Source organism: Haloarcula vallismortis ATCC 29715 (assembly GCF_000337775.1).
Lineage (GTDB): Archaea > Halobacteriota > Halobacteria > Halobacteriales > Haloarculaceae > Haloarcula > Haloarcula vallismortis.
The window spans coordinates 109,566-125,367 of record NZ_AOLQ01000025.1; the positions used below are offsets into that span (position 1 = coordinate 109,566).

Consider the following 15,802-nt stretch of genomic DNA (forward strand, 5'->3'; position numbering starts at 1 on the left):
AGAACTGCAAGCCAAGATACCTGTGTGGAACCTAATCATGGCTTCCTGACACGGCTACCGCCGCAGGCGGTTTCAATTATTTCACAGGTCGTCGAATCGGCTGTTTACCCTGTTCACAGGAGAAAACCCGTATGATAGCTGGGCTGGGACGGAAACCACCTCGATTACTCCTGACATTAGTACGGTTATTTTCGCCCGGAACGGAGTAGTCATATTTTTCTCCGGTTATTCAGTGTATTCTTGTATGGTTGCAGTCACCGTGTGGAACGAAAACCGCCACGAACGGGCGACAGGTCCTGCCAACGCGATGTACCCGGACGGAATCCACACGACCTTGGCTGAGATGCTTACTTCATACGGCCACACCGTTCAGACAGCGACACTCGATGACCCTGCCCACGGACTAACTGAGGCGGTACTCGCCGAAACTGACGTGTTGCTGTGGTGGGGCGATGTCGCACATGATGCCGTCAGCGATGGGGCTGCGAGCCGCGTCGAGCAGGCTGTCCGTGACGGAACGGGGTTCATTCCGCTCCACTCCAGTCACGAATCGAAGCCGTTCGAGGCGCTCATGGGAACGACTGGCACCCTGCGCTGGCGCGAAGAGGGCGAGCGTGAACACGTCTGGGTCGTCGAAGCGAGCCATCCCGTTACCGCCGGACTTCCCGAGGAGTTCGAACTCGAACGTGCCGAGATCTACGGAAAGGGATTCGACCTGCCGATACCCGACACTCTGGTGACTGTAAGCTGGTGCGATGACGGCACGGTATTTCCCAGCGGGTGTTGTTACTACCGTGGTGCGGGGCGGATATTCTACTTCCAACCTGGCCACGAGACGTTTCCGGTATACCACCGGCCGGTCGTCCAGAAACTCTTGCACAACGCCGTTGCATGGGCCGCGCCGAATGAGCCCGACCAACCCAGCGCCGGACCGTCCTGACGATCAGGGCAACCACTGTGGTGCCTGTTGACCGTCGACTGATCTGCCCTCTGTTCAATCGACCGTCTGGAAACGGCCGCTCGAATCTGTAACTATATGATTAGGAGGTGGCTTCAGGGACGGTAGGCTCTGTTTTCTCTCGGGGTGGTGGCCGAAGGCGACTGCAAACTTAGGAGGCGAGACTACGACCATGAGCCAGTATGCGAGGACAACAGCGGAGCCGTAGACCGATTCCAAAGGGTTTGTATCTAATGACTCCGGAGAGTGGCCTATGACAGAGAACGTGGTCGTGCTCGGAGCGGGGTACGCTGGCGCGGGGGCAATCAAGAGTTTAGAGGACGAGTTAGACGGTGAGACGGACGTTGACGTCACGTGGGTCTCCGAGACGGATTATCATCTGGTGTTACACGAGTCCCACCGCTGTATCCGGGACCCGAGTGTACAGGAGAATATCGCCATTCCCGTCCACGAAATCAAGCAGCCCTCGACGGCGTTCATTCAGGACGAGGTCGTCGGTATCGACACCGACGCCCAGGAAGTGGAACTGGCCGAGTCCGACACCGTCGAGTACGATTATCTGCTCGTGGGGCTGGGCTCGCAGACTGCATTCTTCGGGATCGACGGGCTCGAAGAGCACGCGCTGACGCTCAAGAGCCTCGACGACGCACTCGATATCCACGACAATATTCAGCAGGCCGCTCGTGAGGCCTCCACGAACGACCCCGCGCAGGTCGTCATCGGCGGCGCTGGCCTCTCTGGCATCCAGACCGCCGGCGAGGTTGCCGAGTTCCGTGACGAACACAACGCGCCCATCGGAATTCACCTCGTCGAAGGCCTCGACCAGGTCCTGCCAAACAGCGACCCCGAGCTTCAGGGCGCTCTGCGCAAGCGCCTGGAAGCCGCCGACGTGAACATCAAATGCGGGGAGTTCATCGGCGAGGTCGACGAGGAGACCGTGTACATCGGTGACGAGGACGAACTCGACTACGACGTGCTGGTCTGGACGGGTGGTATCACGGGCCGGGACTGCATGCAGGATGTCGACCTCGACAAGGATGAACGGAATCATCGCGTCCACGCGGAAGGAAACTTCCAGACCGAGAACGAGCGGGTGTTTGCCATCGGTGACTCGGCGCTGATCGACCAGCCCGGCGACCAGCCCGCGCCGCCGACCGCTCAGGCCGCCTGGCAGGCCGCCGAAGTCGCCGGTGAGAACCTCGCCCGAGCGGCACGAGGCCAGCCCCTGAAGACCTGGACCCACAAAGACAAGGGGACAGTCGTCTCGGTTGGGGAGAAAGCTGTCGCCCACGACGTGGTGAACGTGCCTATCGAAACCTTCGGCGGACTGCCGGCAAAACTGCTGAAGAAGGCGATTGCCGCCCGCTGGATCAACGACGTTACGAGTGTCGGTCGGGCCGCCAAGGCCTGGCCCGACATGTAGCGAGTCCCTTTTTTACTACAGGGGTTTCCCCGCACGCTCTTCGAGCGTGCTGCGGGCACCACTTTCTGCTCACGGGCGCGGAGCGCCCGTTCGCACGGCTAGCGGGACCTTCGGTCCCGCCCGGCTCGCAAAAATCTACGCTACAAACGACCTCCGAGTCGCGCTCTGCGAGCGCACTCGGGGTGAAACCGCGCTCGCTCCGCTCGCGCGGTATGCTGTTTTGCCTTCGACCCGTCCCAATCGAGGCACTACCAGGCCGACTCTAACACACCGACAATATCCTCTTGGGTTGGTTCCAGTTCTGGTGGGGCATTCGCCATGAAGGAATCTTCGAGGACGGCGTCGGCGACTTCGGGGAACGCATCGCGGTCGGGGCCGGCGACATCTCGGAGTCGCGTGGGGAGACCCAGCGCTACCACCACGTCACTCACCCGGTCAACGACCGCAGCAGCGGGGTCGGCCTCATCACCGACACCGAGTGACTCAGCAAGCAGCGACCGCCGACCGTCGACCTGTTCGAAGAGATACGAGAGCGCGTGCGGAGCAATGACTCCGTGGGCCGCGCCCTGCTGGACCTCGTAGGTCCGGGTCAGCCCGTGACCGAATGCGTGGAGCAAGGAGAGAGTCGTCCCATCGGCCCGGGCGATACCGTACTGGACGAGCATGGTGCCCTGCGCAAGCGACTGATACACCCACGGGTCGTCGTCGCCGTCGCCGAACGCACGCAGTGCCTGCGTAAAGAGGTCGAGCCCGCGTGACGCCGTCGCGTCGGTTATCGGCGTCGCGGTGGCCGCGTACAGCGTCTCGATACCCTTGTCGAAGCCGTTCATCGCCGACGCGGCGAGGACCGACCGGGGTGCCGTCGCAATCAGATCGGGGTCGTAACAGACCGCTGTGGGCATCAGGTCCGGGTCGCTGACGCCGCCGCTGGCCGGTCGGTCAACGGGACAGGTGTCGGGGTGGGCCGTGACTCCGGCAACGATAGAGAGATCAGCGCCTGCCAGCGTCGTCGGGACGGCCAGAATAGGCGGCAGACCCGCTTCGGGGACAGCTATCGTTCCGGCGTCAACGAAGGCCCGACCGACGGCGGCTGGGTCGCGGTCGGTGGCCGCGAGGATACTGATAATCTTCGCTACGTCGAGGCTACTCCCGCCGCCGACGGCGACGAGGCAGTCTGCGTCCACCTCGCGGAACCGTTCGAGCCCGTCGTAGGCGGTTCCGAGCCGCTTGGCTGGCGTCGTTTCCGCAAAGACACCCGCCAGTCGGTCGCCGAGCCCCGCCCGCACGGGGTCCATCACGGCCGGCGTTGCACCGACGGTCGTGCCACAGACGACCAGCGCACGGTCGTAGCCCTGTGCGTCCAACTCTGCACCCAGCGACCGCGCGGCGTCGGGGGCGTATCGGAGCGTTGCGGGGTCGTAGTCGAACCGAAACGGGGCGGCGAGGTCGCCGGCGACCGGTGGGTTGGGCGTCACCGTGAACCACTCCGGCTCACTGCGACTCCATTCCGGCCATCCCGTCGGTCAGCGAGTCGAGGTTGTCGAGGGTCTCGGCGAGCGCGCCGACGCTGGCTTTCCCCCGGCGGTCTGGGTTCGCGAGGACCCGGACCGGCTGGGTCCCGAGCGGGACGAATCCGAGGCCGAGTTTCGCCGCCGTGGCGCGAAGCCCGAGCCCAGCGTCCACATCGCCTGCCAGGACCTTCCGTGCGGGACTTTCGTGTGCCTTTGTCGTCAGTTCGTAGCCGTCGATGGCGTCGATGACTTCGGCGCGGCCGACGCCGCGTTCATCGCCAAGTGCGTCGAGTTCGTCGTCGAAGCTCCGCCGCAGGCCGGAGGCGGTGTCGCGGTTGACGAAGCGGTAGTCCCCGTCGACGAGGTCGCCCAGGCCGGCCACGTCGCTCTCTGGGCCGACGATGAGGCCCCACTCGCGCTGCCAGCCGCCGATATCGGCCGTGTCGTGGTCGCTGGCGGTTGGACCCGCGACGACAGCAGCGTCGGGTACGCCGTTGCCGAGGCGGCGGAGTCCTTCAGTCGACCCGAGCGGGAGATACCGCGGGCGGTCGATTGTGTCGAGCAGGCGCGAGAGGAGCGGGTCATCCTCGCCCATACCCAGGAGCGTCGGCGGCCTGACGGCCGGGGAGAACAGCGTCACGTCGACCGTTTCCCCCTCGGCGAGGTAGTCGGTCCCCGGCGGTACGTCGACGAAGCCGTCCGCGTCGACGAGGCTCGTCGTCGCGCCGCTGCCCTTGTCGACGGGGTAGACCAGCAGCGACCCGGTCCCATCCTCGATGAGTCCGGCCGGCATGAGGCGTCTGCGGCCCTCGCCGTAGCGTTCCTGGACCGCCATCGTTCCGGACACCGTGGCCGTCTGTGGCGGGTCCCTCCCAGCGGCGTCCCGGACTGCCGGCGCGACGAACGTCTGGAAGATGGTCAGCGCCGACACTGGATACCCGGGCAGACCGACGTAGGCCGAGTCGCCGATGGTACCCACGAGCATCGGCTTGCCGGGTTTGACAGCGACGCCGTGGAGCCTGAGTTCGCCGCGCTCCTCGATGACGCGGTAGATGACGTCGACCGCGCTCGCGCTGGTCGACCCCGAGGAGAGGACGAGGTCGCACTCGTCGGCCGCCTCGTGGAGCAACCGCTCCATCTCCGCGTAGTCGTCGCCAGCGTGAGGGTACATCACTGGGTCGCCGCCGGCCTCCGCGACTGCACCTGCAAGCGTGTAGCTGTTCACGTCGTATATTTGGCCGGCGGCGCTGTCGAGGGGGTTCCCGGGCCGGACGAGTTCGTCGCCGGTCGAGAGGATGCCGACACGGGGGCGGCCACGCACCGGAACCTCGTCGACGCCCAGCGCCGACAGGAGCCCGATTTCGCGTGGCGTGATTCGCGTTCCGGGACCGAGTGCCCGCGCCCCAGCCGCGATGTCCGCGCCGGCGAGCATCACGTTGTCACCGGGCGCGACGGAGGTGCGTATCTCGACGCCGTCGTCCGTCTCGGTCGTCCGCTCGACCATCACGACAGCGTCCGCACCGGGAGGCATCACCGCGCCGGTGGAAATCTCGGCGACAGAGCCCGACTCGACGGTCACGTCGGGCTCCTCGCCAGCGTGAACCTCGCCGGCGACCGACAGCGCCACCGGGTCGGCCTCGTCAGCGCCGAAGGTGTCCCTGGCACGGACCGCGTAGCCGTCCATGCTCGCACGGTCGAACCCCGGTACGTCGATGTCAGCGTCGACCCGCTCAGCGAGCACGCGGTCCCGGGCGTCCGAGAGCGGGACCGTCTCCGGGGCAGGGTCGATGTCGAGACCCGCGACGACCTCGTGAGCCTCCTCGGGCGAAGCCAAGTCGCGGAACTCGCGGCGGTCGCTCACTGGGACCACTCCCAGTCTTCGACGGCCACGGTGTCGCCGGCGTCGTACCCCTCGACGGACTCCGGCACGACGACCCAGCCGTCCGCGAGCGCGACGCTGGAGAGCACACCGGAGCCGCTGGCTCGCGTCGGCGTCGCAGTCGGCTGTTCGTTCGCGTCTGCGCCGTGCAGTTCCACCCGGGCGTAGGTTCTGGTCCCCGGTTCGCTGGCTATCTTCCGCGTCAGTTCGGCCTCGGTGGTCGGCGGTTCTGTCGCCGGGAGGTGGCCGGCCCGCCGGAGCGCCGGCCGGAGGAACTGGACGGCGTTGACGATGCAGGCGACCGGATACCCCGGTAGCATGAGAATCGGCGTCTCCTCGACCACACCGAGTGCGACCGGATGGCCCGGCTTCAGCGCGACGCCGTGGACCAGCACCTCGCCGATTCCGTCGACGACCTCCGGGAGCAGGTCGCGCTCGCCGACGGAGGAGCCGCCGGTCGTCACCACGATATCGTGGTCGAGATCGTCGCTGATGGCCGTCCGGAGCGCGTCCACGTCGTCGGTGACGATGTCGCGGTAGCTTGCGTCGCCGCCCCAGCGTTCGACGTACTGGGTGACGGTCTGACCGTTCGTCTCGATTACCTCTCCTGGTTCCGGGTCGTCCTGCACCAGCTCCTCCCCGGTCGGTATCACGCTGACGGTCGGTCGCTCGTACACCTCGACAGTGTCGTTCCCGACTGATTTCAACAGCCCGAGGTCAGATGGGCGGAGCCTGTGGCCATCCTCGTAGAGGGTCTGCTCTTCCGCTACGTCCTCGCCGACGGGGGCGACGTTCTCGCCGCCCGCGACCGCGTCGAACACGGTGACGGTGTCGCCGGCCACCTCGGTCTCCTCGACCATCACGACGGCGTCTGCGTCATCGGGGAGTTCACTGCCCGTGTGGACGCGGGCGGCTGTTCCTGTGGTCACTGTCTCGCCGACTCGGAGCGACGCCGGCGACCGCTGGCTCGCGCCGAACGTGTCCTCAGCTCTGACGGCGAAGCCGTCCATCGCCGCGCGTCGGTAGTGGGGGACCGCTCGCTGGGCAGTGATTTCCCCCGCAACGACGCGCTCGTCGGCGTCGCGAAGCGGGACGCGCTCCGTCCGCTCGTGTGGGGCCACTGCGTCCAGCAGCGCCTCCCTGGCTGTCGTCACCGGGGTACGGTCTTTGAACCCGGCCGACTTTCGGGACTCGTTGCTCATGTGTGTACGAATGGCCGGCACACCAAAAAGCTCGCCAGGTTCACGGGGCTCCGGCCGGAAAGGGCTGTATGGCCGATTCGGACCTCCGCTGTCGCCTCTGTGGCCGGGAACTCTCGACGGGCCTGGTCGCGACCGATAGTCGGCACTGCTGTCTCAACGCCACGCCTATCGCCGGCACCTGCCCCGAGCATGGTCCGGTGGGGCCACACCACGCTGAAGAGGACTAGCCGGACCGAGCGTCGCTGAGATTCAAGTACTGGAACGGGGCCATACCTCCGTATGCTACCGGGGACTCCCGTCATCGACCCGACAGCGACGCTCGCGCTACTCGCTGCGGTCGGCGCGGGGGTCGGACTGGGCACGCTCAGCGGGCTTGTTCCGGGGTTGCACGCCAACACGTTCGCGCTTTTGCTCGCCGCCGCGGCGAGCAGTCTGCCCGGGCCACGGCTCTACGTCGGTGTCGCGATGCTGGCTGCCGGGGTAACACACACTTTTCTCGACGTGATTCCGGCGCTAGCGCTTGGCGTACCGGACCCGGCAATGGCGGCTAGCGCGCTGCCGAGTCACCAGCTGGTCATCGAGGGTCGTGGTCGGGAGGCGCTTCGCCTGTCGGCGCTTGGCAGCGGGCTGGCCGTCGTGTTTGCCGTCCCGCTGGCGGTTCCACTCACACTCCTGATGGAACGAGCCTATCCGCTACTCCGGCCGTGGCTGTCGGTACTGCTCGCAGGGGTCGCTGTCCTCCTCGTTGTCACGGAGCACGGCCGCCGTCAGCAGATCGGGGCGGCGTGTTCGCTTGCCGCTAGCGGTCTGCTCGGAATCGGCCTGCTTGACGCGCCGGTAGCTGGAGCGTTGCCCGTGTCGGACGTGCTGGTCCCGCTGTTCTCGGGGCTGTTCGGCGCGCCGGTGCTTCTGGCCGCCATCAAGGGAGAAGGCGTCCCGCCACAGGCCGACGTGGCGGTGACGACGCCGCCCCGGACCGTCGGCGTTCTCGCGGGCGTTGGGACGCTCTGTGGTGGCGCTGTCGGCTACATTCCGGGTGTCTCCAGCGCCGTCGCGGCAACCCTTGCGCTGGGGTTGGTCGCCGAGCGCGGGCCGCGGGCGTTCATCGTCACGACAAGCGGTGTCAATACGGCGACGGCGGTCTTCGCGCTGTTCGCGCTCGTTTCGCTCGGAACGCCCCGGACCGGCGTTCTCGTCGCGCTCGACCGGGTCGACGTACCGCTTGTGCTCCCAGTGCTGCTCGCCGGGGTCGCTATCGCAGCCGTCGCTGGCGCAGTACTCGTCCCGACACTGGGTGACCGCTACCTCCGAACTGTCGGCCAACTGGACCCGACGCACCTCTCGTTGACGGTAATTGGGTTGCTCGTCTGTCTCTCCGCACTGTTTGCGGGACTAATCGGCGTGGGGGCGTTCGGGGCCGCGACCGCAGTGGGCCACCTGCCCCCGCGGTTCGGGGCGCGGCGGACGACCCTGATGGGGGTGTTGCTCGTCCCGCTGGCGCTATAGGTAGTTCCGCTGGCGGAAGTGGATAAGCATCACTGCGACGATGACCGCCATGCCGATCATCACCGCGGGATAGCCGAACGTCCAACCCAGTTCCGGCATGTTGTACGGGCTGTCGGCGAAGTTCATCCCGTAGATGCCGACGACGAACGTCAGGGGGATGAAGATGGTCGCGACGACAGTGAGCATCTTCATCACCTCGTTGGTGGACTGCGACACCGTGTTCAGGTAGATGTCCCGCGCCCCCGCCACTAGGTCGCGGTAGGTCTCAGTCAGATCGACAATCTGGACCAGATGGTCGTACACATCCCGGAAGTACTTCTCCGTCTGTGGCTGGATTTCTTTGGGGTCGCCACGAGCGAGGATACCGATGGCTTCGCGGGCGGGCCAGACCTGCTTGCGGAACGAGAGCAGGTCACGGCGGACGTCGTTGATCCGTTCGAGCGTCTCGATGTCGGTGGAGGCCGTCACCTCCTCCTCTATCGCCTCGATATCCGTTTCAATCTCGTCGAGCAGGTCGAAGTACGCGTCCACGATAACGTCGATGACCCGGTAGGCAGTGAAGTCCGGCCCGCGGTGGAGGAGTCGCTCGTCCCCGCGGCCGACGGCGTCCATCACGCGCTGGACGGACGGAACGGAGCCGGATGACAACGTGACGACCCAGTCGAGACCGATGAACAGGCCCAGCGGTGTCGTCTTCACCTCTTTGTCGAAGGTCGTATCGCCGGCCGTGAGCGATGCGGACTTGACGAGGACGAACGTGTAGCCGTTGAACTCCTGCACGTTCGCTCGGACGTCGTTCTTGATGTCCTCGATAGCCAGCGGGTGGAGGTCGAAAACGGAGCTGACGGTCTCGACCTCATCGGGTGTCGCGTCGGTGACGTGGATCCACGTCGTCCCGACCGCGGTTCGGGCGGCCGCCAAGTCGTCGTACTCTATTGCCTGTTCGTCGGCGTACACCACCGCGGAAATCACGGCGTGTCCTCCGCTGGCGTGGAGTGACCGACAGCGGCCACCGTCAGGCCGACCATGACCGCCGTTACCGACGCGGACCGGCCGGGGTAGGCGACGGTCGTCCCGACGGCGTAGCCGGCAATGCCGACGAGCGTGAGCGCCACGCCCGCGACGAACAACCGATTCATGCCTCCGTTATCACCGGGCCAAAAGAAAACAGTATCCCCGCGGTCAGTTCCCCGAGTGCGAGAGGCCGCCAAGCAGCGTATCGACACGCGGACTCTCTCGGTCGTCGATTCGTTCCGGGTAGACGGCGACGGCGACGACCACGTCGCCCTCGTGCTCGAAGCTCGTGAGATGTATCAGGACGTCAACCTCCTGGCCCTCGATGGAGGTCGTCCCGGAGAACACGGCCACCTCACGGGATTCGCCCAGCGCCTCCACCGAGCGGTTGCGTTCGAACTGGACGTCGTTGATCTGGTCGTTTCGGCTGGCGACTTCCTCGACGAGGCGTTCGTTGGACCAGCTCGCCGCGGGGTTCAGCGACTGCCCCGCGACGCTGGCGCTGGGCGTCGAGAAGACGATGAAACTGCCGGCGTTTACCTCACCGACCGGTCCGAGGTCGATGCCGCGCTCGTACTGTCGGATGTGGTTCGTGACGCGGATGGTTCGCTCCTGCCCGGCGACGGTGACCGTCCGCTCGATAGTCTGTTCGTCAGCCATCGACTGCTCGTAGCCGGTCTCTTCGAGCGCACTGTCGCCGACTGACGCCGGTGCGGAGTCGAACTCGACTGTCTCCCCGGTTATCAGGCCGACACAGCCCGACGAGACGACGAGTAACCCGACGAGAAGCGTGAGGATGCCCTTTCGCATTGTTGTTCCTACACCGTGTCCAGTATATAAAGTACCTGGCCGTTCAAGCTGTTACCTGCGATATACGAAACCGCCGATAAGCGTCCAGAACCGGGCGTTCGAGCCTTTAGAGGCGATACGTCGGCCCGTCGTCGGTGTCCTGCACCTCGACGCCGAGCGCTTCCAGTTCGTCCCGGAGTTCATCGGCTCGCTCGTAGTTTCCGGCCTCGCGTTCCTGCTCGCGGACGCTCAGGACCAGGTCGACCACGTCGCCGGCCAGCGACACGTCGCCGCTGTCGTCGTCGCCGAAAGATAGCCCAAGGATGTCGCCGCCCAGTTCTTCGAACGTCTCGACTGCGCGTCGCAGGCCCTGATAGTCGTACTCGTCGGGGCCATCGACGTGCGTGTTGACCGCAGCAGTGAGGTCGAGCAGTGCGGTCGTCGCCTCTCGCGTGTTGAAGTCATCGTTCATCGCAGCCTCGAAGTCGTCCCGGGCGGCGTCGACGGCGTCCCGGAGTGCCTTGTCGGTCACCTTCGCGTAGGCGTCCACGTCGTCGCAGGCCGCCACCGCGCGCTCGTAGCCCCGCGAGAGGCGGTCCCAGCGCTCCTCGGCCTCCGAAACTGTTTCGTTGCTGTAGGTCGCCCGCGAGGTGTAGGCCGTCGACAGCAGGAAGGTCCGGAGCACGTCGGGGCCGAACTCCGCGACGGCGTCGGCGACGGTGAAGTAGTTGCCGAGCGAAGAGGACATCTTCTCCTCCTCGGTCTCAAGCAGCCGGACGTGGAGCCAGTACTTCGCAAACTGCTTTCCGGTCGCGGCCTCGCTCTGGGCCACCTCGTTCTCGTGGTGGGGGAAGACGAGGTCCTGCCCGCCGACGTGGATGTCGATAGACTCGTCGAGGTGGGTCATCGACATCGCCGAGCACTCGATGTGCCAGCCGGGTCGGCCCTCGCCCCACGGCGAGTCCCATGTCTGTGCGGTCTGGCAGGCTTCCTCGGCGGGTGCGGCTTCGGGGTGCTGGTGTTCGGCGATGTCCTCGGGGTCGACGCCGCCGGCCTTCCAGAGCGCGAAGTCCGCCGGGTGGTGCTTCTCGCCTTCGGTGTCTGCACCCTGTGATTCGATGTCGTCGACGGACTGGTTCGAGAGCTTCCCGTAGTCCTCGAAGCTCGTCACGTCGAAGTAGACGGAGCCGTTTTGCTCGTAGGCGTGTCCCTGCTCGACGAGCCGTTCGACAAGGTCGATGATTTCCGGGACGTGCTCGGAGACACGGGGGTACACCTCCGCGCGGCCGAGGTTGAGCGACCGCATGTCCTCGATGACCTGCCCGACGTAGTGGCGGGCCACGCTCGCCTCGCTGTCGCCGTCCTCGCCGACGCGGGCGACGATCTTCTCGTTGACGTCGGTGAAGTTCTCGACGTGGTGGACGTCATAGCCCAGATGGTCGAGCCAGCGGGCCATCACGTCGACGTGAACCCAGCCCCGCGCGTGACCGAGATGGGGCGGGTCGGAGGTCGTCAGCCCACAGTAGTACAGCAACACAGAGTCTGGGTCGCGCGGCTCGAAGGGCTCTTTCTCACCGGTCAACGTGTTCGTCACACGAAGCGTCATTACCGGGGAGAACTGTGTCCGCCCGCTTTAAGCCGTCGGAAGGCGACTCATTTCTGTACTGTTGCTTCGACTATCCGGAGCGCGTCTGGCCCGGCACGGCGGCTCACAACCACGACGAGCGCGTTGTCGGTGACAGCGGCGGCTTTGACAGCAACGTCCGTCGCTCGCAGGCGTCCCAGCACCTCGGCCAGTGCTGCTGAAGCGAGGTCGCCAGCGGCGACAACGCCCGTCAGTGAGCCGGCGTCCTCGGCGAAAGCAGTGTCTCCGATCTGGAGGACGATAGCCGACTCAGCATCGGTGGACTCGACCCGACCAAGCCCGCTTTGCATCGAGACACGAGCGTCGCTGTCGTGTGCCGAGTCAGCGGGCAGCTCCTCGGCGAACCGACGGAGCGCAGTCGCGATTGCATCCTCCTCGCCATCGATGTCGAGCGTACGTGCAGCGGCTGTGTAGTTGACGACACCCGCTCGAAGTGCGTCGTAGAGGAACGGGCGCTCGCGGACGGCGTCCCTGGTCGCGGCTGCGAGTGACATTGGCGGCAAACACGACCGGCGCGGGCAAAAGCGGTTCTATCGGGTGCGAGGGAACGCGGTTCCACTGTGCGGTTCGCTGCACGGTCACGTCTCGCCCCGTGACGCCCACGCCACGGCCGTGCTAGACCCACAGAACTGTGGCCCGCTCCCAGCAAGTGAGAACAGTCAGGGGGGATTGTCCATCTGGACATCCTCCCTCCACATGAGGGAAGGACAATGGCTATTGCACAACGTGAACGCGAAGTATTCGGACAGCCCCTCGAAACTGCGGAGCGAGTTATCGCTGGCCTCGCCGTGCTCGCCGGCGCGCTGGGACATGCCGCACTGCTGGCAGCCGCTGGACTGTTGTTCTACGTCCTCCTGTTCGGGCTGTGACCGAGCGGGATCGGTCGGCAAATACACACTTTCCGCGCTCGACGTTGCACAGCCCGCCGGCTACCCGCGCGGGCCAACGAAGGCCCTAAGGACGGCTCGCACCAACCGGGAAGTATGGACGAAGCACTCGTTATCGCGGCCCACGGCTCCCATCTGAACGCCGAGTCGAGTACGCCCACTTACGACCACGCCGACACGATTCGGGCGACCGGCGCGTTCGCCGAAGTCCGTGAGTCCTTCTGGAAGGAGGAACCGTCGTTCCGGGAGGCCCTGCGGACCGTCGACGCCGACGAGGTGTATCTGGTTCCGCTGTTCATCTCCGAGGGCTACTTCACCGAACAGGTCATCCCCCGGGAGTTCCGTCTGGAGGACTGGGACCCCGCGTTATGGGACTCCGATGGGACGAGCGCCACGCACGCGACGCTCACGGCCGAGGATACGGGCCAGACGATCCACTACTGTGGCCCGGCGGGCACCCACGACGCGATGAGCGACGTCATCGTCCAGCGGGCCGAGTCCGTTACCGGCAACCCCGATGTCGGCGAAGGGTTCGGCCTCGCGGTCGTCGGCCACGGCACGGAGCGCAACGAGAACTCCGCGAAAGCCATCCAGTACCACGCCGACCGCATCCGCGAGCGGGACCGTTTCGACGAGGTGCAGTCGCTGTTCATGGACGAGGACCCAGAGGTCGACGACGTGGCAGACTACTTCGAGAGTGACGACATCGTCGTCGTCCCGCTGTTCATCGCCGACGGCTTCCACACCCAAGAGGACATTCCAGAAGACATGGGCCTGACCGACGACTACCGGACGGGCTACGACGTACCGACGACCGTTGAGGGGCACGACATCTGGTACGCCGGCGCGGTCGGGACGGAGCCGCTGATGGCTGATGTGGTGCTTGAACGGGCCGCTGATGCGGGAGCCGATGTGGGTGCAGCAATCGAGCAGGTGCGCGAGGAGACCGGCGGTGCAAAGCCTGCGACAGGGGACTGACGGCGCAGCGCCTGCTGCTGTCGTACCGGAATACAGACCGACTGACACTGCTGGCTGGCCGGAACCAGCCGACTTTTGCCGACCGAGTCCCGTTTTCCCGTATGGACGGCGAGTACGTGGACGCGCTGGTGGCAACCGCCCCCGACGGCATCGCCTTCGACGACCTCCACGTGGCCCACGAGAACGACGGGTACACGTTCCAGACGCCGGACGTGGACCACAGTGGTATCGACGAAGCAACGCTCCGGACGGTGGCAGCGGAGTCACCGTACGTCCGAAACTGGTATTTCTGGCACGCCACAGCGCCCCAGAAGGCTGACCGCTGGGCGTTCCTCCGCTGGCTCGAAGGGGCAGAGCAACGGGACGTGGCCGAGCGCTACGACGCGCTCGCCGACGGAGTGTCCGCGACCTGGGGCGAACTCCACCTGACTGTCACGCTCTCCGATGGAACGCGGACATACAGCATCCGGCACCGCGCGGATGCAGATGTCGGCAGCAGCGTGCTCGATGCCCACGACGACCCGCTCGACGCACGCGAAATCGCGAAACACGACGACGACGGCGGTTACCGGCCGCTCAAGACTGCCCCGTCGCTCCAGACCGGCTGGGTGTTTCCCGAGCTATCGGCGGGTGACCTCGTCACAACGGTCGAAACGTTCTATCCGGCCACGATTGCGAACTGGCACCGCGAGCAAGAGGACGAACTCGACGTGACCCACTGGCGAGACACCGTCGACCGTCAGACGGGAATCTACGGCGTCGTCAAGACCTGGGACCGCGGCGACGGCCACGAACACGTCAACTGGGTCGCCGAGGCCTGCTGTGATGACTCCCAGTGTCTCAAGCGACGGGAGTGGCAGTACGACGACGAGACGGACCTCGACGTCGACGGCGGGTCGGGGCCGTTCCCCTGTCGCGAGCCCTGTTCGCTTGTCATCGCTGGCGCGCGCAAGTGGACGAAACTCGAAGGCGAGCAGGCCCAGACCTACGAGTTCGAACTCACGCCCAGCGAGAAAGAACAGGTCGAAGAAATCATCGACGCCGTGGCCGACGGCGAGGCAGATGACATCCGCGAGGCCGACATCTACGAGGGAGCCAATCGGTATCGGACGCGGTTCCTGCGGGCGAAGCTGTTCGACGACGAGGGGAACCTCGGCGGTGTCGAGACGGAGCGGTAGCGGGGCGTCAGGCCGAGCGAATGGCGACGGATAGGAGCCCCAGAACGATTGTGACCGCGAGCACGGCGGCAACGGTCAACAGCACGCTCTCGGTGAGGACCAGCGTGATGAGCCCCGCAACCAGAACCGTGAAGCCGCCAGCCGCCAGTATCGGCCCCGCAGACAGGTCTTCGAGGCCGGGTTCTGATTCCGCCGATGGTTTCGGCTGTGGTTTCGACAACTCGTCGTCGACAATAACCGGTTCGTTTTCGACCCCGCCTTCTTGGATATAAATGTCGATGTACCGGGTTTCAGCGCCGTAGCCTGTCACAACTTTCAGCTTGCCACGGACTGGTCCGTCACCGTCGACGGTTACCCTGACCAGTCGATCGGTTTCGGCCCGTACGTGGTGGTTTGTTGCGTCGAGGGACGCGACAGAGGAGAGCGAGTCGTCGAGATGAAGATGGACGTGCAGGGCCTCGCCGTGGTTGACTAATCGGACGTCGAAACTCCCTGTCGCGTCGAACTCGTTTGGAACTTCCAGACTGTGGATGTCTGTCCGGTTGAGGTGCACGGGCAGGGAGTCAGGCACGGGCGTGACTCCGCGTGGCGAGGAAAAAAAGGTTCAGGCCGGTGCCTCGTCGCGCATGTCCGGCGGGAGCAGGTTCGGAATGCCGTCCTCGATGGGGAACGTCTCGCTGCACTCGGTGCAGACGAGTTCGCCCGACAGGATTTCGCCGTCGTCGCGCTCCGTCACTTCGAGGTCGAGGTCGTGCTTGTCCAGAGGGCAGCAAATAATTTCCATCAGGTCCTCTTTCATACATTCGACCAAGACCGGCGGTTGCAAAAGTCT

Annotated in this window: 17 protein-coding genes; 7 read left to right on the top strand and 10 right to left on the bottom strand. The window is 65.5% G+C overall.

The window, feature by feature from the left end; all coding sequences use genetic code 11:
* The first annotated feature begins 244 nt into the window (after positions 1–244).
* Both C437_RS07140 and C437_RS07145 read left to right on the top strand, forming a co-directional pair.
* Entirely contained in the window at positions 245–940 is a 696-nt protein-coding gene (locus C437_RS07140) for a ThuA domain-containing protein (protein WP_004516249.1), read from the top strand.
* Positions 941–1,211: 271 nt separating this feature from the next.
* The gene (locus C437_RS07145; protein WP_004516250.1) at positions 1,212–2,381 is read left to right on the top strand and encodes an NAD(P)/FAD-dependent oxidoreductase; all 1,170 of its coding nucleotides are present in this window, start codon (positions 1,212–1,214) and stop codon (positions 2,379–2,381) included.
* A gap of 248 nt (positions 2,382–2,629) precedes the next feature.
* Here the strand turns inward: C437_RS07145 and C437_RS07150 are convergent, their stop codons facing one another.
* From C437_RS07150 to C437_RS07160, 3 genes are read right to left on the bottom strand one after another with little or no spacing between them, the layout of a single operon-like run.
* Positions 2,630–3,856, bottom strand: a complete 1,227-nt coding sequence (locus C437_RS07150) for an iron-containing alcohol dehydrogenase family protein (RefSeq protein WP_004516251.1) — start codon at positions 3,854–3,856, stop codon at positions 2,630–2,632.
* Between the two features lie 16 nt (positions 3,857–3,872).
* Positions 3,873–5,753, bottom strand: a complete 1,881-nt coding sequence (locus tag C437_RS07155; protein ID WP_079992073.1) for a molybdopterin biosynthesis protein — start codon at positions 5,751–5,753, stop codon at positions 3,873–3,875.
* A complete protein-coding gene (locus C437_RS07160; protein ID WP_004516253.1) occupies positions 5,750–6,973 on the bottom strand; it encodes a molybdopterin molybdotransferase MoeA in 1,224 nt (407 codons plus the stop codon). The genes C437_RS07155 and C437_RS07160 overlap by 4 nt, the downstream gene beginning before the upstream one ends.
* 68 nt (positions 6,974–7,041) lie before the next feature.
* Here C437_RS07160 and C437_RS20535 point away from each other — a divergent pair, with 68 nt between their 5' ends.
* Both C437_RS20535 and C437_RS07165 read left to right on the top strand, forming a co-directional pair.
* Entirely contained in the window at positions 7,042–7,200 is a 159-nt protein-coding gene (locus C437_RS20535; RefSeq protein ID WP_169331084.1) for a hypothetical protein, read from the top strand.
* Positions 7,201–7,252: 52 nt separating this feature from the next.
* Positions 7,253–8,479, top strand: a complete 1,227-nt coding sequence (locus tag C437_RS07165) for a tripartite tricarboxylate transporter permease (RefSeq protein WP_004516254.1) — start codon at positions 7,253–7,255, stop codon at positions 8,477–8,479.
* Here C437_RS07165 and corA read toward each other — a convergent pair.
* From corA to C437_RS07185, 5 genes are all read right to left on the bottom strand, one after another.
* Positions 8,474–9,451 carry a magnesium/cobalt transporter CorA gene (gene corA / locus C437_RS07170; RefSeq protein WP_004516255.1) on the bottom strand — a complete coding sequence of 326 codons (978 nt, stop codon included), beginning with the start codon at positions 9,449–9,451 and terminating at the stop codon, positions 8,474–8,476. The two genes, C437_RS07165 and corA, sit on opposite strands and share 6 nt — an antisense overlap.
* Positions 9,448–9,618 carry a hypothetical protein gene (locus C437_RS20540; RefSeq protein ID WP_004516256.1) on the bottom strand — a complete coding sequence of 57 codons (171 nt, stop codon included), beginning with the start codon at positions 9,616–9,618 and terminating at the stop codon, positions 9,448–9,450. The genes corA and C437_RS20540 overlap by 4 nt, the downstream gene beginning before the upstream one ends.
* 43 nt (positions 9,619–9,661) lie before the next feature.
* Positions 9,662–10,303 carry a DUF6517 family protein gene (locus tag C437_RS07175; RefSeq protein WP_004516257.1) on the bottom strand — a complete coding sequence of 214 codons (642 nt, stop codon included), beginning with the start codon at positions 10,301–10,303 and terminating at the stop codon, positions 9,662–9,664.
* A gap of 106 nt (positions 10,304–10,409) precedes the next feature.
* A complete protein-coding gene (cysS, locus tag C437_RS07180; protein WP_004516258.1) occupies positions 10,410–11,888 on the bottom strand; it encodes a cysteine--tRNA ligase in 1,479 nt (492 codons plus the stop codon).
* 47 nt (positions 11,889–11,935) lie between these two features.
* Positions 11,936–12,421, bottom strand: coding sequence for a DUF7523 family protein (locus tag C437_RS07185; RefSeq protein ID WP_004516259.1), 486 nt, complete (start codon positions 12,419–12,421; stop codon positions 11,936–11,938).
* Between the two features lie 216 nt (positions 12,422–12,637).
* On the opposite strand from C437_RS07185, the gene C437_RS20545 reads away from it, so the two are divergent.
* The 3 genes from C437_RS20545 to C437_RS07195 all read left to right on the top strand — a co-directional run bounded on the left by C437_RS20545 (position 12,638) and on the right by C437_RS07195 (position 14,970).
* Positions 12,638–12,796 (top strand): hypothetical protein, encoded by a 159-nt coding sequence (locus tag C437_RS20545; RefSeq protein ID WP_004516260.1) that lies wholly within the window; start codon positions 12,638–12,640, stop codon positions 12,794–12,796.
* A gap of 114 nt (positions 12,797–12,910) precedes the next feature.
* Complete coding sequence (locus C437_RS07190; protein WP_004516261.1) at positions 12,911–13,792, top strand: CbiX/SirB N-terminal domain-containing protein; 882 nt, start codon at positions 12,911–12,913, stop codon at positions 13,790–13,792.
* 101 nt (positions 13,793–13,893) lie between these two features.
* Positions 13,894–14,970: a DR2241 family protein gene (locus tag C437_RS07195; RefSeq protein ID WP_004516262.1), complete on the top strand. Its 1,077-nt coding sequence runs from the start codon at positions 13,894–13,896 to the stop codon at positions 14,968–14,970.
* 7 nt (positions 14,971–14,977) lie between these two features.
* Here C437_RS07195 and C437_RS07200 read toward each other — a convergent pair whose 3' ends face one another.
* Both C437_RS07200 and C437_RS07205 read right to left on the bottom strand, forming a co-directional pair.
* Positions 14,978–15,541 carry a DUF7524 family protein gene (locus tag C437_RS07200; RefSeq protein WP_074654945.1) on the bottom strand — a complete coding sequence of 188 codons (564 nt, stop codon included), beginning with the start codon at positions 15,539–15,541 and terminating at the stop codon, positions 14,978–14,980.
* A 33-nt stretch (positions 15,542–15,574) separates the two neighbouring features.
* Positions 15,575–15,769, bottom strand: coding sequence for a methytransferase partner Trm112 (locus C437_RS07205; protein WP_004516264.1), 195 nt, complete (start codon positions 15,767–15,769; stop codon positions 15,575–15,577).
* Positions 15,770–15,802: the final 33 nt, after the last annotated feature.